The sequence below is a fragment of the Micromonospora sp. RP3T genome (genome assembly GCF_003027925.1).
In the GTDB taxonomy this organism is placed as follows: domain Bacteria; phylum Actinomycetota; class Actinomycetes; order Mycobacteriales; family Micromonosporaceae; genus Micromonospora.
This window is the reverse complement of the sequence record NZ_PYPS01000035.1, coordinates 1-19,982: the sequence shown is the minus strand read 5'-3', so window position 1 is coordinate 19,982 and position 19,982 is coordinate 1. Positions and strand designations below refer to the sequence as shown.

Annotated in this window: 17 protein-coding genes and 1 rRNA gene; 1 reads left to right on the top strand and 17 read right to left on the bottom strand. The window is 75.1% G+C overall.

From position 1 onward, the window contains the following. Window positions 1–27: 27 nt before the first annotated feature. From C8054_RS24835 to C8054_RS24775, 13 genes are all read right to left on the bottom strand, one after another. Entirely contained in the window at window positions 28–633 is a 606-nt protein-coding gene (locus C8054_RS24835) for an NUDIX domain-containing protein (RefSeq protein ID WP_107160802.1), read from the bottom strand. Next, window positions 630–2,375: a CTP synthase gene (locus tag C8054_RS24830; RefSeq protein WP_107160800.1), complete on the bottom strand. Its 1,746-nt coding sequence runs from the start codon at window positions 2,373–2,375 to the stop codon at window positions 630–632. Before C8054_RS24830 ends, C8054_RS24835 begins: the two co-directional genes overlap by 4 nt. A gap of 154 nt (window positions 2,376–2,529) precedes the next feature. Further along, window positions 2,530–4,761, bottom strand: a complete 2,232-nt coding sequence (locus C8054_RS24825) for a hypothetical protein (protein ID WP_233220170.1) — start codon at window positions 4,759–4,761, stop codon at window positions 2,530–2,532. Next, complete coding sequence (locus C8054_RS24820; protein ID WP_107160797.1) at window positions 4,761–5,894, bottom strand: glycosyltransferase family 4 protein; 1,134 nt, start codon at window positions 5,892–5,894, stop codon at window positions 4,761–4,763. Before C8054_RS24820 ends, C8054_RS24825 begins: the two co-directional genes overlap by 1 nt. Continuing rightward, a complete protein-coding gene (murJ, locus tag C8054_RS24815) occupies window positions 5,891–7,579 on the bottom strand; it encodes a murein biosynthesis integral membrane protein MurJ (RefSeq protein ID WP_107160795.1) in 1,689 nt (562 codons plus the stop codon). Before murJ ends, C8054_RS24820 begins: the two co-directional genes overlap by 4 nt. A 1-nt stretch (window position 7,580) precedes the next feature. Then, window positions 7,581–8,444 carry a hypothetical protein gene (locus C8054_RS24810; RefSeq protein ID WP_107160792.1) on the bottom strand — a complete coding sequence of 288 codons (864 nt, stop codon included), beginning with the start codon at window positions 8,442–8,444 and terminating at the stop codon, window positions 7,581–7,583. A gap of 61 nt (window positions 8,445–8,505) precedes the next feature. Next, window positions 8,506–9,447 carry a copper transporter gene (locus tag C8054_RS24805; RefSeq protein WP_107160790.1) on the bottom strand — a complete coding sequence of 314 codons (942 nt, stop codon included), beginning with the start codon at window positions 9,445–9,447 and terminating at the stop codon, window positions 8,506–8,508. Between the two features lie 28 nt (window positions 9,448–9,475). Next, window positions 9,476–10,654, bottom strand: a complete 1,179-nt coding sequence (steA, locus tag C8054_RS24800) for a putative cytokinetic ring protein SteA (RefSeq protein WP_107160788.1) — start codon at window positions 10,652–10,654, stop codon at window positions 9,476–9,478. Window positions 10,655–10,772: 118 nt separating this feature from the next. Continuing rightward, the gene (gene recN, locus C8054_RS24795) at window positions 10,773–12,530 is read right to left on the bottom strand and encodes a DNA repair protein RecN (RefSeq protein WP_107160786.1); all 1,758 of its coding nucleotides are present in this window, start codon (window positions 12,528–12,530) and stop codon (window positions 10,773–10,775) included. Between the two features lie 426 nt (window positions 12,531–12,956). Continuing rightward, entirely contained in the window at window positions 12,957–13,841 is an 885-nt protein-coding gene (locus C8054_RS24790) for an NAD kinase (RefSeq protein ID WP_107160784.1), read from the bottom strand. After that, a complete protein-coding gene (locus C8054_RS24785; RefSeq protein ID WP_107160782.1) occupies window positions 13,838–14,686 on the bottom strand; it encodes a TlyA family RNA methyltransferase in 849 nt (282 codons plus the stop codon). The genes C8054_RS24790 and C8054_RS24785 overlap by 4 nt, the downstream gene beginning before the upstream one ends. Window positions 14,687–14,709: 23 nt before the next feature. After that, a complete protein-coding gene (locus C8054_RS24780) occupies window positions 14,710–14,940 on the bottom strand; it encodes a hypothetical protein (RefSeq protein WP_107160780.1) in 231 nt (76 codons plus the stop codon). After that, window positions 14,937–15,605: a phasin family protein gene (locus tag C8054_RS24775; protein ID WP_107160778.1), complete on the bottom strand. Its 669-nt coding sequence runs from the start codon at window positions 15,603–15,605 to the stop codon at window positions 14,937–14,939. The genes C8054_RS24780 and C8054_RS24775 overlap by 4 nt, the downstream gene beginning before the upstream one ends. Window positions 15,606–15,717: 112 nt before the next feature. Between C8054_RS24775 and C8054_RS24770 the strand changes: the two genes are divergently transcribed. Beyond that, window positions 15,718–16,053: an SCP2 sterol-binding domain-containing protein gene (locus tag C8054_RS24770; RefSeq protein ID WP_107160775.1), complete on the top strand. Its 336-nt coding sequence runs from the start codon at window positions 15,718–15,720 to the stop codon at window positions 16,051–16,053. 50 nt (window positions 16,054–16,103) lie between these two features. Here C8054_RS24770 and C8054_RS24765 read toward each other — a convergent pair whose 3' ends face one another. The 4 genes from C8054_RS24765 to rrf all read right to left on the bottom strand — a co-directional run bounded on the left by C8054_RS24765 (window position 16,104) and on the right by rrf (window position 19,979). After that, complete coding sequence (locus tag C8054_RS24765; RefSeq protein WP_199199908.1) at window positions 16,104–17,141, bottom strand: HAD-IIA family hydrolase; 1,038 nt, start codon at window positions 17,139–17,141, stop codon at window positions 16,104–16,106. Window positions 17,142–17,176: 35 nt separating this feature from the next. Then, window positions 17,177–18,238, bottom strand: coding sequence for a lipopolysaccharide assembly protein LapB (locus tag C8054_RS24760; RefSeq protein WP_233220169.1), 1,062 nt, complete (start codon window positions 18,236–18,238; stop codon window positions 17,177–17,179). Beyond that, window positions 18,133–19,716, bottom strand: coding sequence for a hypothetical protein (locus tag C8054_RS31775; protein WP_146179962.1), 1,584 nt, complete (start codon window positions 19,714–19,716; stop codon window positions 18,133–18,135). Before C8054_RS31775 ends, C8054_RS24760 begins: the two co-directional genes overlap by 106 nt. Window positions 19,717–19,862: 146 nt before the next feature. Beyond that, window positions 19,863–19,979, bottom strand: a 5S ribosomal RNA gene (gene rrf, locus C8054_RS24750). Window positions 19,980–19,982 lie beyond the last annotated feature (3 nt).

Here is a 19,982-nt window from a genome sequence, read left to right as displayed (position 1 = left end):
GCGCGGCCCCTTCGTCGTCGGTTCCGATCAGCGCGGCAGCGGCGCCTCCGGGCGACGCAACTCGGCGAAGCCGGTCTCCCGGGCCCGGGCGGCGGCGAGCAGCCCGGCCACGCCGGCCGCGTTGGTGATCTCCCCGGCCAGGACCATCCGGACCGCCTCGTCGAGGTCGACCCGGACCACCTGGAGGTCGGCCTCCTCGTCACGGCGGTCGTGCCGCTGGGCCGCCGGGACGTCGGCAAGGTCACGGGCCAGGAAGACGCGCACCACCTCGTCCGAGAAACCGGGCGAGCTGTGCAGGTCGACGAGCACGTCGACGCGCCCCGCGGTCAGGTCGGCCTCCTCGGCCAGTTCCCGCGCCGCCGCGGCGGCCAGGTCCTCCCCGCTGACGTCCATCAGCCCGGCGGGCAGCTCCCACAGGTGCCGGCCGACCGGGTGCCGGTACTGGCGGATCAGCACCACCTGACCGGCGTCGTCGAGCGCCACCACCGCCACCGCGCCGACGTGCCGGACGTAGTCGCGGGCCGCGGTGCCGCCACCGGGCATGGTCACGTCGTCGCTGACCACCGAGAAGATCCGGCCGGACCACACGTCCCGGCGCGCGGTCACCTCGTACCGGTGCTCGACGCCGCTCACTTCGCCGCCGCCTTCGTGCCACCGTTGCGGCCGGCCTTCTTCGCCGCCGCGGCGTCCGCCGGGCCGTCCAGGTCGACCGGAAGCTGGTCGGACTCGGAGTACGCGACCGCGGCGCCCACGAACGCCGCGAACAGCGGGTGCGGGCGGGTCGGGCGGCTCTTCAGCTCCGGGTGCGCCTGGGTGGCCACGAAGAACGGGTGCAGGTTCCGGTCCAGCTCGACGAACTCGACCAGCCGGCCGTCCGGGGAGGTGCCGGAGATGGTCAGGCCGGCCTTGGTGAGCTGGTCGCGGTAGGCGTTGTTCACCTCGTACCGGTGCCGGTGCCGCTCGCTGACCTCGGTGCTGCCGTACGCCTCGGCGACGATCGACCCCTCGGCCAGCGTCGCCGGGTACGCCCCGAGCCGCATGGTGCCGCCCAGGTCGCCGCGGCCGGCCACGATGTCCTCCTGGTCGGCCATGGTGGCGATGACCGGGTGCACGGCCTCCTCGTCGAACTCCAGCGAGTTCGCCCCGTCCAGACCGGCCAGGTGACGGGCCACCTCGATGGTGATGCACTGGAGTCCGAGGCAGAGGCCGAGCAGCGGGACGCCGTTCTCCCGGGCGTACCGGGCGGTGCCCACCTTGCCCTCGATGCCGCGCACCCCGAACCCGCCGGGGATCACGATGCCGTCCACGCCGGCCAGCGCGGCGGCGGCGCCGGCCGGGGTGACGCACTCGTCGCTGGGCACCCACTTGAGCTGCACCCGGGCGCGGTGGCCGAACCCGGCCGCCCGGATCGCCTCGCTCACCGACAGGTACGCGTCGGGCAGGTCGACGTACTTGCCGACCAGCGCCACGGTGATGGTGTGGCGCGGCTGGTGCACCCGCTCCAGCAGGTCGTCCCAGCGGGTCCAGTCGACGTCGCGGAACGACAGGCCGAGCCGGCGGACCACGTACGCGTCCAGGCCCTCGCGGTGCAGCACCTTCGGGATGTCGTAGATGCTCGGCGCGTCCGGGGCGGCGGTGACCGCCTCCCGGTCCACGTCGCAGTAGAGCGAGAGCTTCTCCTTGACCTTGTCCGGGATCTCCCGGTCGCAGCGCAGCACCAGCGCGTCGGGCTGGATGCCGATGCTGCGCAGCTGCGCCACCGAGTGCTGGGTCGGCTTGGTCTTCAGCTCGCCCGACGGGGCCAGGTAGGGCACCAGCGACACGTGCAGGTAGAAGCAGTTGTCCCGGCCCAGGTCGTGCCGGATCTGGCGGATCGACTCCAGGAACGGCAGCGACTCGATGTCGCCGACCGTGCCGCCGACCTCGGTGATCACCACGTCGGGGACCTGGCCGTCGGCGTCCGGGTCGGCCATGCCGAGGATCCGGGCCTTGATCTCGTTGGTGATGTGCGGGATGACCTGGACCGTGTCGCCCAGGTACTCCCCGCGCCGTTCCTTGGCGATCACCGCCGAGTAGATCTGCCCGGTGGTGACGTTCGCCTTGCCGGAGAGGTCACGGTCGAGGAACCGCTCGTAGTGGCCGACGTCGAGGTCGGTCTCCGCCCCGTCCTCGGTGATGAACACCTCGCCGTGCTGGAACGGGTTCATCGTGCCGGGATCGACGTTCAGGTACGGGTCGAGCTTCTGCATCACCACGCGCAGCCCGCGCGCGGTCAGCAGGTTGCCGAGGCTGGAGGCGGTGAGGCCCTTGCCCAGCGAGGAGGCGACTCCCCCGGTGACGAAAATGTGCCTGGTCGTCCGTGCTGAAGGGGCCAAGGCCTGCTCCCGTGTCGTCCGTAGCGGTCGTGCGAACCGCCGTGCCGATCAGACAAGTGATCACGCGATCCACGGGATTCCACGGTAACACCATCCGGACCGTGAGCCGGCGTCGCACCCGCTGTCGGCGCACGTCGGGCCCCGTCGTCCGTGATCAACTCCGGTGCGCGGGGGTGGCGGCCCCCGGCGCCGCGGCCACCTCGGTCGTCCCCGGACCCGCCGGGCCCGCGCCACCGGGACCGGACCCGTCCGACGATGCCCCGCCGCCCTCTCCCCCGGGCCGGCCGCTGTCCGGCAGCGTGCGGTCGGTGGAGTGGTCGAGCACCCGCAGCGCGGCCAACGCCGCCATCGGCACCACCAGCGCGCCGGCCGCGCCGGCCACGTCCAGCGCGGAGCCGCCCAGCACGCCGCCCAGCCCGGCGGCCACCCCGGTGCCGGCCATCGCCGCCCGGATCGCCGGATAGATGCCGAACAGCCGCATCAGCCCGCCCCACGGCTGGAGCAGCGCCAGCCAGACCAGCGCGGCCCCGGCCAGGGCCAGCACGGTCAGCGGGCTGTTCACCAACGTCTGGAAGTTCGAGGTGCTGGACCGGTGCACGGTCAGGCCGCCGGTGCCGTCCCCGAGCGCCGCCAGGAAACGACCCAGGCTGCCCCGCTCCGCCGCCGGCCGGCCCAGGTCGACCAGCGCGAAGCCGATGGTGACGGCCAGCCCGGCCATGGTGGCCCAGGCGAGGCGGCTGACGGTCAGCCAGCCCCCGCCGCAGATCGCCGCGGCCACGCTCACCCCGGCGGTGAGCGCGATCGCACCGATCGAATCCGCGCCCAGGTACGGGCTGCCCACGATCACCACCGCGGTGCCGGCCACGGCCACCATCACGGTCGGCCGCCAGGTACGGCGGACCCGCTGGGCCAGCCAGCCCCCGCAGAGCAGCGACCCGGCGATGAACACGCCCAGACCGACAGTGCCCAGGCCGGCGTACCGGCCGCCCTCCAGCGCGGAGTAACCCACCACGCCGTTGAGTTGCAGCCGGGAACCGGTCAGCACGTCCACGCCGACCACCAGCGTGGCCAGCCCGGCCACCGCGCCGAGCGGCCCGAGCGTGCGGTCGTGCCCGGGAGCGAACCGGACCAGCGCCGTGCCGCCGACGATGAGCAGGGCGGTCACCGAGGCGAACCACCAGCCCGCGTGGATCCCGCGCCACCAGGGCACCGCGTCGGCCAGCAGCGCCGCCGGCACCGCCAACGCGGCGGCGACCAGCAGCAGCTCCACCACCGCGACCACCCGCCGGGACACCGGCTCCGGCCCGTGCGGCCCGGCCAGCCGGCGGGCCCGCCGCAGCAGCGGCAGCACCGCCACCGCGAGCGCCATCTGGGCGGCGGCGAGCAACGTGAAGAACCAGCCGGCGACCCGGCGTTGGGCGGCCGCCTCCCGGTCCGCGTCGGCCGGCGCCCTGATCGCCTCCGGCAGGTCGTCCGGCCGGTCGTCGACGGTCACCGCGGGCCGGCCGAGGAACAACCGCTCCGGCATCGGCCGGCCGAGCGCGGCGAGCGCGGTCGGGGCCAGGTCGACCAGTTGCAGGTAGCCGGCCCGGGCGGTGCTCGGTGACGTCAGCCAGCCGCCGTCCCAGCCCGGACCGTCCGCGACGGCGACGTGCAGCCGCGCCGGCGAGTCGGTGTCGGAGACGCCGGCCACCAGCACCAGCGAGCGCGGCGGCCGGGCGGCGAGCACCCGGGCGAGCCGGGCGTCGGCCTGGCGCGCCTGGGCGGCCCGGACGGCCGGGTCGTCGTCGTCGACAGTGCCCACGTCGACGATGCTCAGCACGCAGGAGCCGAGCAGCTCCGCCGGATCGTCGGGCAGCGCCGGCTCGTACCTGTCGACGCGGCCGAACGGGCGGGCGGCGGCCACCGCCGCGCCCGGCCCGACCGCCACCGAACAGCGCACCGACTCGGCCAGCGCGCCCGGCACCGCGCCCCAGGCGAGCTTCTCCTGGTTGTGGGCGACGACGCCCGGCTGGTCGGGCAGGTTCGCGCCGATCCCGTCGGGCTGCTCGACGGTCACCCCGGTGGCCGGGCAGCCGCCGGGACGGCTGCCGTTCCAGGCCGCGAAGTTGCCCGCGCCGAGCGTCAACCAGCCGTCCACCGGGCAGGTGGGGCGGTGCGCGGAACGCACCGAGAGCGAACCGATCGCGCCCTGCTCGGCCATCCGCCACAGCGTCGGCGTGTTCTGCGGGTCCACGTCGTCCCAGCGCAGGCCGGCCGCGCCGACCAGCACCACGAAGTCGGCGCTGCGCCGGGGCCCGCCGTCGTCCGGGCGGGCGGTCAGCGCGGTGATGCCCAGGGCCACCACCACCAGGGTCAGCAGCACCGGGGTCAGTCTGCGCAGCATCAGCGGTTCCCCGGGGAATGCTGCGGCGTCAGCTCGGCGTACAGGTCGGCGAGCGTGGCCACGGTGTCCGCCTCGGTGGGCCAGGTCGCGGCGCGGGCCGCGCCCCGGCGGCCCAGGTCGGCGCGGCGGGCCGCGTCGTCGAGCAGCTCGCGCACCGCCGCGTCGACCGCGTCCACGTCGCCGGCCGGGACCAGCACCGCGGCGTCACCGACCAGCTCCGGCAGGCCACCGACCGCGGTCGCCACCAGCGGCACACCGGCACGCAGCGCCTCCTGGGCGAACAGTTGGCGGGCCTCCCAGTCGCTGGTGACCACCGCCAGGTCGGCGCCGGCCAGCAGGTCCGCCACGTCGGTGCGGTGCCCGAGCAGGGTCACCGGCGCCCGGGCGGCCGAGATCCGCGCCGCCAGCGGGAGGTAGGCGGGTCCACTGCCGGCGATCACCACCACCGGGGCGGGGACCCGGGTCCGCCACCGGGCGGCGGCGTCGATCAGCACGTCGTACCGCTTCTGCGGGTGCAGCCGGCCCACCGACAGGATCAGCGGACGGTCGGCGGTGACGCCGAACTCGGCCCGCACCGCGGCGCGACGGCGACCCGGCGGGGGCAGCGTCGGCGCGGCGACCGGCGCCAGCCGGGCGTCGGCCGCGCCCAGCGCGGCGGCCCGCTCGACCAGGTCGGCGGAGGCGCCCAGCGCGACCCGTACGGAACGGGCGACGACGCGCTCCACCAGCCGGGACGCCGCGCCGCGCAACCCGCCGGCGAGCACCGCGTTGTGCCAGGTGACCACCAGCGGGACGGTGGGCCGGGCGAGCGCGGCCACCAGGCCGGCGCGCAGGCCGTGCGCGTGCACCACGTCGACGGGCGTCTCCGCCAGCGCCCGGCGCAGCGCGCCGACCGCGCGCGCGTCCCCGGGGGTGGGGCTGGCCGGGATCTCCACCGGCGTGAACCGGGCGCCCGTCCGAGTGAAGTCGAACTGCTCCTGGGTGGCGGCCGGTCCGCAGACCAGCACCGACGCGCCGGCCTCGGTCAACCCGCGGGCGACCGAGCGGACGTGCTGCCCCACCCCGCCGGTGCTGGAGGCGAGCACCAGCGCGACCGACCCGGGCCAGCGCGGTGCCGGCGAGGCGTCCGTCATGAGGAAACGATCTCCTTTCCGTCGCCCCGCTCGCCGGGGTGCTGGTCCACCGGCGGGTCGTCGGCCGGTCGCCGGCGACGCAGCCGGCGGGTCACGGCCGCCAGCAGCGGCCGCAGGTCGCGGGCGTCGGTCAGCCAGGCGACGGCGAGGAACAGGACGCCCACCACGACCCCCGACAGCATGCCCTGCGCGAGGGCCGCGAGCGTCGTCGGGGTCCCGTCCCCCAGCCGCTCCAGCCAGCGGGCGGTGGCCACCCCGCCCGCGGCGGCGACCGCGGCGGCCAGCAGCCCGGCCGCGCCGGCCCGGCCGATGCCGGCCAGCGCCTCCGGGCCGGCGGCGCGCCGTACGGCGGCGACCAGCAGCGCGCCGAGCAGCAGCATGCCGGCGGACGTGGCAAGCGTCACCGCCGGCACCCGGTCGGCCAGCGGCAACGCCTGGCCGGCCAGGACCGCCAGGGCGGGCACACTCAGCCAGCCGAGCGCGGTGGCGACCGTGGCCGCGCGGGTCTCGCCGCGCGCGTAGAGCGCTCGGGTGAGCACCGCGAACAGCCCGTAGCCGAGCAGTCCGGGGGCGAAGCCGGCGATGCCGGCCGCGGCGGTCCGCGCGTCCACCGGGTCGGGGAAGAAGAAGTGCCCGACCGGGATCGCGGTGCCGGCCAGCGCGGCGGCGCCGAGCAGGCTGAACAGCACCACCCCGCGCGCGGCCGGAGCGAGGGTGTCCCGGTAGGCGCGTTCGTCGCCGCCGGCCCGGGCCGCCACCAACGTCGGGTACGCGGCCACCGCGAGCGGCACCGCCAGCACCGACCAGGGCAGGAAGTAGACGGTCTGGGCCAGGTTGTAGACCCCGACGTCGGCGACCCGGCCGTAGGTGACCTGGTTGAGCGTGACGACCAGGGCGATCTGCTGGGCGGTCACGGTGACCACCCCGGCGGCCACCAGGCCACCGACCCGGGCCCGGGCGTCGACCGGGAAGCGGTAGCCCCAGCGGGGCCGCAGCCGCAGCCGGCGCAGCGGAATCAGCAGGGACAGCGAGAGCACCACCACGCCGAGCGTGGTGCCGCCGGAGAGCAGCAGTTCCCCGCCGCGGCCCACCTCGCCGATGCCGGCCCGCCGCCCCTCGGCGGCGGTGAAGGCGAGGTAGACCGCGATGACGGTGACGCTGGACAGCAGCGGCGCGAGCACCGGCCAGGCGAACCGACGGTGCGCCTGGAGCACCCCGGTGAGCACGATGCCCACGCCGTAGAGCGGCAACTGGGGCGCGAAGACCCGCAGCATCCGCGCCCCGGCCGCCTGCTGGACCGGGTCCAGGCCGTGCCCGAGCAGCACGGTCAGCGGCTCGGCGAGCAGCGCCACCAGCACCGCCAGCGGAACCAGCAGGCTCAGCGTCCAGGTCAGCAGCGCCCCGGTGGTGGCGGCCACCGCCCGCCGGTCACCCGCGGCGACGGCGCCGGCCAGCAGCGGTACGACCAGACTGGCCAGCGCCCCACCGGCGACGATCTCGAAGATGACGTTCGGGACGTAGTTCGCCACCAGGTAGGCGCCACCGAGGTCGGTGGGGGCGAGCGTCCAGGTGAACACCGCGGTGCGACCGAAGCCGACGAGCCGGCTGACCACGGTGAGCACGGCGATGAGGGCAGCCGCCCCGGCGACACGGCCGACGGCGGCGAGGGGTGCCGGTTTCGTCACGTCAGTCGGCGAGCCGGCCCAGCTCGTCGAGGTGCCGCAACCCCGGGGTCCGGTGGATGACCTGGGTGAAGCTGACCTTCTCGCTGGCGGCGGTGAGCGCGGCGAGCACGGCCAGCACCCCGGCCCGCCCGAGCGGCCCGGTACGCGCGGCGAGGCTCACGCCGAGCAGCGCGCCGAGCGCGTTGGCGCCGCTGTCGCCGACCATCACCCGCTCGCCCAGGTCGTCGCGCAGCAGGCCGGCGGCGGCGCCGACCGCGCCGGCCGCGATGCCGCCGTGCGGGCCGGTGGACAGCGGCGCGCCGAGCAGCAGGCCGGACTTCAGCGCCCGGCCGGGGCGCAGGTCGAGCAGGTTGACCAGGTTGGCGGTGCCGGCCACCACGCCGGCGCCGAGCAGCACGTCGACCCCGCGGCCGAACGCGCCGGCCCGTTGGCGGCGCGGATGGGCGGCGACCCGCCGGTCGGCGGCGAGCAGCGCCGCGGCGCCGAGCCCGGCGGCGCCCACCCCGGCGACCTTGACCAGCCCGGCGGTGACCCGGCCCTCGCGCAGCGCGGCGAGGTGACCGGCGAAGCCCTTGGCGGCCTTCTGCTCGGGGCGCGCGCCGACCACGTCGTCGTAGAGCCCGACCGCGCCCGCGCCGACGCCGGCCAGCAGTGCGGCGGCGCCGGCCGGGGCGCTGCCGGCGCCGAGCGCGCCCGCGGTGGCGGCGCCCACGGCCAGGGCCGGGCCGGCGGCCAGGGTCACCGTACGGCCCCGGTAGTTGGTGCGCTCCAGCGCCGGCGCGCTCGGTGACGTACGCACCTCCCGAAGCGCGTAGCGGGCGGCCAGCACCCCCGCGCCCACGGTCAGCAGCCGACCCAGTCTCACGCGACCCCTCCGATCCGGATCTCCCACGCGGCGCGGCACGGACCGGACGGCCCGGACGCGATCACTCGGGCAGTTTAGGCAGCCGGGAGGCGGCGTTGTCGCCCACGCCGTACTGGCCGGCCTTCTTCCCGGTGAGCTGCTCGGCCAACGCGAGGCTGGTGACCAGCTGTCCCTGCACGGTGTTGGCGTTGTCGACGGTGGAGATGGTCTGCGACAGCACCGGGTCGCCACGGACCACGGCCACCAGGTTGCCGCCGGTCGAGCCCATGCCGGCGACCACTACCGCGCCGGCGCGGTCGAACTGCTCGGCGACCTTCACCACCGACTCGTCCTTCTTCGCCGAGTCCTTGTCCACGTACGGCTGGCCGGTGACCAGCACCACCGCCTCGGCGGCGCCGGTGATCCGGTCCTCCGGGGTGAGGTAGCCGGCCTCCGCGTACTTCTGGAGCACGCTGCGCCGGTCGGCCTCGCTGACCGTCGGGCTGCCCGCCGGGCGCTCCAGCAGGACGTTGGCCAGCAACGCGCTGGAGGTCTCCACGCCGTGCCCGTTGCCGGGCAGGTTGGCGGTGGGGGCGCTGTTCGGGCGGGCGGCGGTGACGGCCAGCTCCAACAGGTTGTTGTTGCTGTCCGGGTTGACGAACTTGTCCTGCACGGTGACCCGGCCGGTGACGTCCGCGCCGGCGGTGCGGAGCATCTTCACCACGCCCTCGGTCTGGTCCCGGCCGCTGGGCAGCGTGAGCACCACCACCCGCCGGCTGGTCAGCTTGCCGGTCAGGACGAGCGGCGCCATCTCGCCGATGAAGTCCTCCTCGGTCTCCAGCTGCTTCTGCATGTCGTTGACCGACTGGCGCATCAGCGAGTTGTCCTTGCGCAGGCCGTTGACGTTCTCCCGGAGCGAGTCGGCCACCGGGCCGTTGAGGGCGGCTGTGCCGACCACCAGGCCGATCGCCAGCGCGAGGAAGACCGCGGTCAGGGACACCACGTGGTAGCGGAAGTTGATCACGCTTGCAGCCTCTTGATCGTCGGGGGAGCTAGAAGAGCTGGCCGAGCTGGAACACGAAATTGTCCCACCATTCGGAGACCACGCCCAAATACGCCTTCCCGACGGTGGAGACAGCCACCGCGGAGGCCATCGCGGCGACCGCGGAGAGGACCAGCAGCAGCAGCGAGGACCCGGAGATGCTCTGCCGGTAGAGCCGGCTGACGCCCTTGGCGTCGACCAGCTTGCCGCCCACCTTCAGCCGGGTGAGGAACGTCGACGCCATGCCGCCGCGGCCCTTGTCGAGGAACTCCACCAGGGTGGCGTGGGTGCCGACCGCCACCAGCAGCGAGGCGCCCTTCTCGTCGGCCAGCAGCATGGCCAGGTCCTCGCTGGTGGCCGCCGCCGGGAACGTGATCGCGGGCACGCCCAGGCCGTTGACCCGGGCCAGACCGGGGGCCCGCCCGTCCGGGTAGGCGTGCACGATCACCTCGGCGCCGCAGCGCAGCACGTCGTCGGTGACCGAGTCCATGTCGCCGATGATCATGTCGGGGGTGTAGCCGGCCTCGACCAGCGCGTCGGCCCCGCCGTCCACGCCGATCAGCACCGGCTTGAACTCGCGGATGTAGGGGCGCAGCACGTCCAGGTCGGCCTTGTAGTCGTAGCCCCGGACCACGATCAGGCAGTGCCGGCCCTGCATCTGGGTCTGGATCTCCGGCACGCCGACGCCGTCGAGCAGCAGGTCGCGTTCCTGCCGGAGGTAGTCCATCGTGTTGGCGGCGAACGCCTCCAACTGCACCGACAGGCCCTCCCGGGCGTCGGCCATCGACTTGCCGACCGTCTCCGCGTCCTGGAGCGCGCCGTGCGCGACCGGCTCCGTGCCCACGAAGACGGTGTTGCCCTCGATGCGCACCAGATCGCCCTCGCGGACCTGCTCGAAGACGCCCTCGCCGAGGTCGTCCAGGAGCGGGATGCCGGCCGAGACCAGCACCTCGGGACCGAGGTTGGGATAACGACCGGACACCGACGGCTTGGCGTTCAGCACCGCGGCCACGCCGACGGCGACGAGCGAGTCGGCCGCCACCCGGTCCAGGTCGACGTGGTCGATGACCGCGATGTCACCCGGACGCAGGCGGCCGACCAGCCGTTTCGTCCGGCGATCGAGGCGCGCGGTGCCGAGGATCGAGCCCGGTTCCGCGTTCCGGGTCCGGCGCAGTGTGGGTAGACGCATCGTGACCATCCTGGCATGTGGGGCAGGTTCTGCTGTCGCGACATGCCTGAGCAGGGCCGCCTACCCAGGGAAGCACACCGGGACGCGCCCCGGTGTGCTTGCGCTCACAATCGGGGTATCACGGACGCCGTTCCTTGGCCGCCACGGCCAGGAGTTCCTCGGCGTGAGCGATACCCAGATCGGAGTCCGGCAAACCGGCGAGCATCCGGGCCAGCTCCCGGGCCCGCTCGGTGTCCTCCACCACCCGGACGCCGCTGGTGGTGACCGCGCCCCCGGTGTCCTTCGCCACCACCAGGTGCCGGTCCGCGAACGCGGCCACCTGGGGCAGGTGCGTCACCACGAGCACCTGGTGGCTGCGCGCCAACCGGGCCAGCCGCCGGCCGATCTCCACCGCCGCCTGCCCGCCGACACCGGCGTCGACCTCGTCGAAGACCAGCGTGGGCGGACCGCCGGAACCGGCGAAGACCACCTCGATGGCGAGCATCACCCGGGACAGCTCACCGCCGGAGGCGCCCCGCTGCAACGGCAACGACGGCGCGCCGGGATGCGCCAACAGTCGAAGCTCGACCTCGTCGGCGCCGTCCGCGCCGACGCCCGCCTCGACGCCGTTGACCGGCAGGCTCGGCTCGGACCGCCCGGCCGCCCGCGGCAGCACCGCCACCTCGATCCGGGCGTGCGGCATGGCCAGCCCGGCCAACTCGACGGTGACCTGCTCGGCGAAACGACCGGCGGCCTCCTGCCGGGAGGCGGAGACCCGACCGGCGAGGTCGGCCACCTCACCGGCGAGGCGGGCCGCCTCCCGGTCCAGCTCGTCCAGCAACTCGTCGGAGGTGTCCAGTTCGGACAGTCGGAGGCGGGCCCGCTCGGCCCAGGCCACCACGCCGTCCACGTCGTCGGCGTACTTGCGGGTGAGCCCGCGCAGCGCGGCCCGTCGCTCGTAGATCGTCTCCAGCCGGGCCGGATCGGCGTCCAGCGCGGTCAGGTAGGTGGACAGCTCGGCGGCCACGTCGGTGACCAGCGTGGCGACCTCCTCCAGCCGGGCCGCCAGCTCACCGAGCGCCGGGTCGGTGCCGGCCTGCGCCTCCAGCGTGCGACGGGCGGTGCCGAGCAGCACGGCCACGTCGGGCGTGTCGTCGGTCGCCTCCACACCGCCGGCCACGCACTGCTGCGCCACCTGCGCCGCGGTGCGCAGCCCCTCGGCGTGCTCCAGCCGCTGCGCCTCCGCCTTCAGCTCGTCGTCCTCCCCCGGCTGCGGATCGACCCGGGTGATCTCGTCGAGGCCGAGCCGGAGCAGGTCGGCCTCCTGGTTGCGCTCCCGGGCGTTGCGCCGCCGGTCGGCCAGGTCGTCGACCACCGCCCGCCACCGCGTGTACGTCTCGCGCAGCGCGTCCAGCAGCTTCTCGTGCTCGGCGCCGGCGAACCGGTCGAGCGCGGCCCGCTGCTCGGCCGGACGCAGCAGGCGCAGCTGGTCGGACTGGCCGTGCACCGCCAGCGCCTGCTCGCCGACCTCGCCGAGCGTCGCCACCGGCATGCTGCGCCCGCCCAGGTGCGCCCGCGAGCGCCCCTCGATCGTGACGGTGCGGCTGAGCAGCAGTGAGCCGTCCTCGTCGGGCTCGCCGCCGGCGTCGATGATCCGGGCGTGCACCGCCTCGGCCACCCGGCCGCGCAGCCGCAGCCGCCCCTCCACCACCGCGCGACCCGGCTGGGCCCGCACCCGACCCGCGTCGGCCCGGCCGCCGAAGAGCAGGCCGAGGCCGGTCACCACCATGGTCTTGCCGGCACCGGTCTCGCCGGTGATGACGTTCATCCCCCCGGCCAGTGGCAGCGTGGTGTCCTCGATGACGCCCAGTCCGGTGATGCGCAGCTCTTCCAGCACAGCACCCGACAGTAGCCCCGCCGGGTGACAGTTGACCAGCCGGCACGGTGACCGGCGACGGTCGCTCTGCGCTTTCCCGGAAACAGCGCGCACGGCAATGGGGTGGGTGTGGAGAGTCGGGGCGCCGGGCGTCGGCCAGGTCGCGCGCCGCCGCTTCCTCCGGCGGCGGCTCAACGACCTGTCGGCCCGACCGGGGTCGACACCCGACCGGGCCGGACGTGCCGGTCCGCCCGCCGCGGCCGGCCACGGCGCTCCGGCACCCCGACCGTCGCGGCTCCGACCACCCCTGGCCGAACCCGCGACCGTCGGGCCACGCCACCTCCGAGTCGGCGGGCCTCACCGCCGCGCCCGGACTCACCTCGACGCGGCCCGTCCCGCCCACCGTAACGCGCCGCGGCGTACCGGGCACCGCAGCTGAGCCATCGATCAGCGGCGGTTGCCGCGCCAGCCCTGCACGGGCAGGTCGAACTTGGCCACCAGCCGATCGGTGAACGGGCGGTCCCGCAGCCGCACGATGCGCACCGGCAACGTGCCCCGACGCACCGTGACCCGGGCGCCGGGTGGCAGGTCGTAGACCCGCCGGCCGTCGCAGCAGAGCACCGCGAGCGTGGTGAACGGATCGACGGTGATGACGAACGTGGAGGTCGGCGCCGTGACCAGTGGGCGGCTGAACAACGCGTGCGCGCTGATCGGCACCAGCAGCAGCGCCTCCACCTCGGGCCAGACCACCGGCCCGCCACCGGAGAACGCGTAGGCGGTGGAGCCGGTCGGGGTCGCACAGACCACGCCGTCGCACCCGTACCGGGACAGCGGCCGACCGTCGACGTCGACGAGCAGCTCCAGCATCTGGGCCCGCTCGCCCTTCTCCACGCTGATCTCGTTGAGCGCCCACGACTCGATGGTCGGCCCGCCGTCGAACTCGGCGGTCACGTCGAGGGTCAACCGCTCGTCCACCGTGTAGTTACGCGCGACCACGTCCCGCACCGCGGCGTCCAGGTCGTTCATCTCCGCCTCGGCCAGGAAGCCGACCTTGCCGAGGTTGATGCCGAGCAGCGGCGCCTTGGCCGGACGGGCCAACTCGGCGGCGCGCAGGAACGTGCCGTCCCCGCCCAGCGCGAACACGATCTCCGCGCCCTCGGCCGCCTCCGGACCGGTCACCGGCACCACGCCCGGCAGATCGAGGTCGTCGGCCTCCTCGGCCACCACCCGGACCTCGAACCCGTTGGCGATCAGGTCGGCGGCGACCGCCCGGGCGTGCTCGGTGCTGCGTCGACGGCCGGTGTGCGTCACCAGCAGCGCGGTGCGACTCACCCGGACACCTCCTCGGTCGTGGCCGCCGTCGCGGCGGCTCCCTGCGGACCCGCGGCCACCACCGCGCGTACCCGGTCGGGGTCGGCGGCGGGCGCGTCCCGGCGCAACCATACGAAGAACTCGACGTTGCCGCTCGGCCCGGGCAGCGGGCTGGCCGCCACGTCGGCCAGGCCGAGACCGAGTCGCGCGGCGGCGGCGGCCACGTCGAGCACCGCCTCGGCACGCAGCGCCGGATCCCGCACCACCCCGCCGGCGCCGACCCGCTCCTTGCCCACCTCGAACTGCGGCTTGACCATCAGCGCCAGGTCGCCGTCGGGCCCGGTGCAGCCGGCCAGCGCGGGCAGCACCAGCCGCAGCGAGATGAACGACAGGTCGGCCACCGTCAGGTCGACCGGACCGCCGATCGTCTCCGGCGTGACGGTACGCACATTGGTGCGCTCGAGGACCCGGACCCGCTCGTCGGTGCGCAGCGGCCAGGCGAGCTGCCCGTAGCCGACGTCCACGGCCACCACCTCGGCCGCGCCGGCGCGCAGCAGCACGTCGGTGAAGCCGCCGGTGGAGGCGCCCGCGTCCAGGCAGCGCCGGCCGGTCACCACCAACCCGCCCGGCCCGAACGCGGCCAGCGCGCCGGCCAGCTTGTGGCCGCCCCGGGAGACGTACTCCTCGGTCGGGTCCTCGCCGGTGACAAGCAGCGGATCGGCCGGGTCGACCATGGCGGCGGGCTTGCGGGCCGGCACCCCGCGCAACTGGACGCGACCGGCCTCCACCAGCGCGGCGGCCTGCTCCCGGGAGCGGGCCAGACCGCGGCGGACGAGTTCGGCGTCCAGTCGGGTACGACGAGCCATCGGTGTCCGTTCTCCGCCTCTGCTCAGGCCTGGTCGATGCCGGCCAGGGTCTCGCGCAGCGTCTCGTACGCCGCCTCGTACTGGGCGATCTGGTCCGCCGGGGCGAGCGCCTCCGCGTTCGCCATGCCGCGCACCGCGGCGTCCACCGCCGGGTGCCGCGCCTCGCCGACCTCCTCGACCGGCGCGGAGCGTACCCCCGGGGGCGGACCGGGCCGCGGACCCGGCGGCGGACCGGGCCGGAACGGCGCGCTCACGAGCCGTCCGCCCGACGGCCGGTGGTCTTCCGCGCCGGCCGGGAGGACGCGGAAGGCGGCTCGTCGGCCGACGGCTCGTCTGCCGGTGTGCGCGCCACCGTGGCCGCGGGCTTGCGCGCGACCGCTTTCCTGGCCACCGCCTTCTTCGCGACCGCCTTCTTCGCGACCGCCTTGGTCGCCGTGGCGCCGCCCGGCGTGGCCGCGGCAGTCATGGCCGCACTCGGCGTGGCCGCGGTCGGCTCGGTCCCGCCCGACGCCGACGCGGGCGGCTCCGGTGCGGGCGGCTCGGGTGCGGTCGAGCCTGGTGCGGTCGACGCCGGTGCGGTCGACGCCGACGCGGACGTGGTCGTCGGCTCGACAGGCGTGCGCGCCTCGCGCAACTGCCGTTCCAGGTCGTGCACGCGCCGGGTCAGCTCGGCGACCTCGTCGGCGGTGGCCAGCCCGACCGCGCCCAACGCCCGGTCGACCTCGAAGCGGACCAGTTTGGTCAGCGCCTCCCGGTTCGCCAGGCCGGTGGCGACCAGCTCCTCGGCCAGCGACTGGAGCTGACCGGCCGTCGCGCCGCCCTGACCGACGACGCGCATCACCGCGTCCTGCGCCTTCTTCCGGGGCGCCTCCGTCAGGCCCATGGCCAGCGAGAGGTAGGCGCGCCACGCGTCCTGCATGCCTGAGTCCTTCCACGGGGCGAGGTGTGCAGGTGCCACGCTACCGGGCACCGGGGACGAACCATTGCGGTACGGTGCCGGGGAACGGCATGGCTCACGGTGAGGAGACGATGTGGCCAGCGTGGACGAATGCCGCCAGGCGTTGCAGGACCTGGCCGACCGGCTGGACCGGCACGCCGAGGCGCAGGGCAAGATCGATCTCGACCGCACCCTGGCCTGCCGGATCACCGACCTCGGCACCGCGTTCCACGGTCGGCTGGAGGGCGGCCGGCTGGTCGGGCTGACCGACGGCGACGACCCGAAGGCCAAGATCGCGCTGAGCATCGCCGGCGACGACCTGATCGCCCTGGTGCACGGCAAGCTCGACATCATGTCGGCGGTGGCGTCCCGCCGCGTCTCCGTCAAGGCGAACCCGTTCGACCTGATGAAACTCCGCAAACTGCTCTGACCGACGCCGTCGCCGGGCGCTCACCCGCAGCGGGGTCTTGGTCGCCCGGCTCAGCCGTCGACGCGGTCGAGCCCGAACGCGGCGAGCGCCTCCGCCGCCGCCGGGGACGCGGCCCGCACCCGCGGGTCGGCCGCCGTCGACCAGGCCACCGCGCAGAGCGCCGCGAGCGCGTCCAACGGCCGTCCCGCGCCGTCGAGAACCAGCTCCCCGTCGGTCACCGTCACCGACCAGCCGCCGGCCCCGGGTCGGCCGGGCACCGCCACCACGGCCGCCGCGTCGAAGAGCCCCGCCAGGTCGAAGGAGACGTACGTCGGCCGGCGCGACTCGGGCGCCGCCAGCAACTCGGCCGCGTCGCTCACCCCGGTCAGCACCAGCAGGCTGTCCAGCCCGGCCCGGCAGGCCCCCTCGATGTCGGTGTCCAGCCGGTCGCCCACCACGAGCGTGCGCCCGGTTCCGGCGCGGCGCGCGGCGGTGGCGAACAGCGCCGGTTCCGGCTTGCCCACCACCACGTCGGGATCCCGGCCCAGCGCGGTACGCAGCACCGCCACCAGGGAGCCGTTCCCGGGCAACGGCCCCCGCGGGCTGGGCAGCGTGCGGTCGGTGTTCGTGGCGTACCAGGGCGCGCCCGCCCGCACCGCCAGGGACGCCTCGGCCAACTCGGACCAGCCGACCTGCGGACCATAGCCCTGGGCCACGGCGGCCGGCTCCTCGTCGACCGTCGACACCGGCCGCAGGCCCACCGCACGCAGTTCCGCCCGCAGCGCCTCCGCGCCGACCACCAGCACCGGCGCACCGGCCGGCAACCGGTCCCGGAGCAGCTCGGCGGTGGCGGCCGCGGAGGTCAGCACCTCCGTCGGTTCGGCCGGCACACCCATGCCGGTGAGCAGGTCGGCCACCTCGCTGGACCGGCGTGAGGCGTTGTTCGTCGCGTACGCGACCGCCCGCCCCTCGGCCCGCAGCCGGCCGACCGCCTCGACCGCGCCGGGGATGGGCCGGTCGATCAGGTAGATGACCCCGTCCAGGTCGAAGACCACCAGCGCGTACCCGTCGACCAGCCGCCCGTCCGCCCCGGCGCGAGCCTGCTCCATCCCGGCACCGGTGTCGGTGTCCCCGGCGTGCCCGCTCACCGGCGCTCCGCCGCCTCGTCCCCGCCCTGCGCGTGCCCGCCGGCCGTCGACCGGTTCTCCGCCTGGTCGGCGGGGGCGTCGTCGGTGGCGGCGCGTGAGCCGGCCTCGTCGTCGGTCAGCTCGTCGTCGGTCAGGTCGGCGGCGTCGCGGTCCCGGTAGCCCGCCCGAGCCGCATCGCCGGCACCGGACGTGTCGGCGCGGTCACCGTTCGGGCCGGCGTCGCCGTTCCGGTCGAGGTCGTCGTCCTCGTCGTCCTCGTCGTCGTCCTCGTCGTCGTCGTCGAGGTCGTCGTCCTCGTCGAGGTCGTCTTCGTTGTCGTCTTCGTCGTCCTCGTCGTCGGAGTCGCCGTGCGTGGCCGAGGAGTCCGCGCCGGTCGGATCGTCGTCCGACTCGTCGTCCTCGTCGTCGCCCTCGATGACCACGCCGTCGAGCTCCAGCAGCCGCTCGGCGGCGTCGGTCTCACCATCGGAGTCGATGTCGGAAGCGCGGGAGAACCACTCGCGTGCCTCCTCGCGCCGACCCACCGCGAGCAGCGCATCCGCGTACGCGTAGCGCAGTCGGGCCGCCCACGGCTCGGCGGACTCGGCGGTCAACTCGCGGACCTGGAGCATCGCCACGGCGGCGTCCTTCTGGCCCAGGTCGCCACGCGCGCCGGCGGCCACGATCAGCAGCTCGATGGCGACGGCCTGGTCGAGCTTGGCCTGATCCGCACCACGGAACAGGTCGATCGCCCGCTCCGGCCGGCCCAGCGCCCGCTCACAGTCGGCCAGCACGGCGAGGTGGCTCTGCAGGCCGGTCATCCGGTGGTACGTCCGCAGCTCGGCGATGGCCGTCTGCCACTCCCCCGAGTGGTACGCGGCCAGCCCGACCGCCTCACGCACCGCGGCGATCCGCGAGGCCAGCCGTCGGGCCGCCATCGCGTGCGCCAACGCCAGCGTCGGGTCCTCGTCGATCAACAGGCCGGTCGCGACCAGGTGCCGGGCGACGGTCTCCGCCACCGGCTTGGCGAGCGAGAGAAGCTCCGCCCGCACGGCCGAGTCGAGGTCGCTCGCGACCACGTCGTCCGGCAGCTCCGGCGCCTCTCCGGTACGTCCCTCGCCCCGCTCGTCCTGACGCTCGCGCTGCGGGCCGAAGCTGCCCGGCCGACGGTCGTCCCGGTCCGGCCGGTCGCCGTAGCCACGGCGCTCCCCGTCCCGCTCGGTACGCTCACCGCGGTAACCGCCCTCCCGGCGGTCACCCCCACGGTCGTCTCGACGGAAGCCGCCCTCGCGACGGTCACCACCGCCGAAGCCGCCCTCACGGTCGTCGCGGCGGAAACCACCCTCACGACGGTCACCGCTCGGCGCCCCACCGGCACGGTCGTCTCGACGGAAACCGCCCTCGCGGCGGTCCCCGCCCCGGAAACCACCGTCACGGTCGCCGCCCCGGAAACCACCGGAGCGCTCGCCGCCCCGGGAGCCGCCGTCACGGTCACCACCTCGGAAGCCACCGTCACGGTCGCCGCCCCGGAAACCACCCGAGCGCTCGCCACCACGGAATCCGCCCTCACGACGGTCACCACTGGGTCCGCCGGCACGGTCGTCACGGCGGAAGCCGCCCTCACGACGCTCCCCGCCCCGGAAACCACCCTCGCGACGGTCACCACCACGGAAGCCGCCCTCGCGGTCACCACCACGGAAGCCACCTTCACGGCGCTCGCCACCGGAGGCACCGCCGGCACGGTCGTCGCGGCGGAAACCGCCCTCGCGACGCTCCCCGCCCCGGAAACCACCCTCACGGTCACCACCACGGAAGCCGGCCTCGCGACGCTCCCCGCCCCGGAAACCACCGTCACGGTCACCACCACGGAAGCCACCGTCACGGTCACCACCGCGGAAACCGCCCTCGCGACGGTCACCACCCCGGAAGCCACCGTCACGGTCGCCGCCCCGGAAACCACCCGAGCGCTCACCGCCACGGAAACCACCCTCACGACGGTCGCCGCTCGGCGCACCACCGGCACGATCGTCTCGACGGAAACCGCCCTCACGACGCTCCCCGCCCCGGAAACCACCCTCACGGTCACCACCACGGAAGCCGCCGTCACGGTCGCCGCCCCGGAAACCACCCGAGCGCTCACCGCCACGGAAACCACCCTCACGACGGTCGCCGCTCGGCGCACCACCGGCACGATCGTCTCGACGGAAACCGCCCTCACGACGGTCCCCGCCCTCACGACGGTCGCCGCCCCGGAAGCCACCCGAGCGCTCGCCACCACGGAATCCGCCCTCACGACGGTCACCACTGGGTCCGCCGGCACGGTCGTCACGGCGGAAGCCGCCCTCACGGCGGTCCCCACCCCGGAAACCACCGGAGCGCTCGCCGCCACGGAAGCCGCCCTCACGACGGTCGCCGCTCGGCGGGCCGCCGGCACGGTCGTCACGACGGAAACCGCCCTCACGACGGTCACCACCACGGGCGCCGCCGGCGCGGTCGTCGCGACCGCCCCGGTACGAGGGGCGATCATCGCGGCGGGCGTCGCCGCGCCCCTCGCCACGGTCGGCGCGATCCTCGTAGCGGCGGGGGCGGTCCCCGCCCTGCGGTCCAGAGCTCACAGGTGCATCCTTCCTGATGGCGTTTCCGCCAGAAACGCTAACGCAGTCGAGGGCCGACCCTCATGGGGCGGCCCTCGACTGGAAGATTGTCCGGCGGTGTCCTACTCTCCCACACCCTCCCGAGTGCAGTACCATCGGCGCTGGAGGGCTTAGCTTCCGGGTTCGGAATGTAACCGGGCGTTTCCCCTCCGCCATGACCGCCGTAACT

Coding starts and splice junctions, on each gene's coding strand:
- C8054_RS24825 (WP_233220170.1), bottom strand. CDS start 4,761: ATGCTGCGCAGACTGACCCCGGTGCTGCTGACCCTGGTGGTGGTGGCC.
- C8054_RS24820 (WP_107160797.1), bottom strand. CDS start 5,894: ATGACGGACGCCTCGCCGGCACCGCGCTGGCCCGGGTCGGTCGCGCTG.
- steA (WP_107160788.1), bottom strand. CDS start 10,654: ATGCGTCTACCCACACTGCGCCGGACCCGGAACGCGGAACCGGGCTCG.
- C8054_RS24785 (WP_107160782.1), bottom strand. CDS start 14,686: ATGGCTCGTCGTACCCGACTGGACGCCGAACTCGTCCGCCGCGGTCTG.
- C8054_RS24775 (WP_107160778.1), bottom strand. CDS start 15,605: ATGCAGGACGCGTGGCGCGCCTACCTCTCGCTGGCCATGGGCCTGACG.
- C8054_RS24765 (WP_199199908.1), bottom strand. CDS start 17,141: ATGGAGCAGGCTCGCGCCGGGGCGGACGGGCGGCTGGTCGACGGGTAC.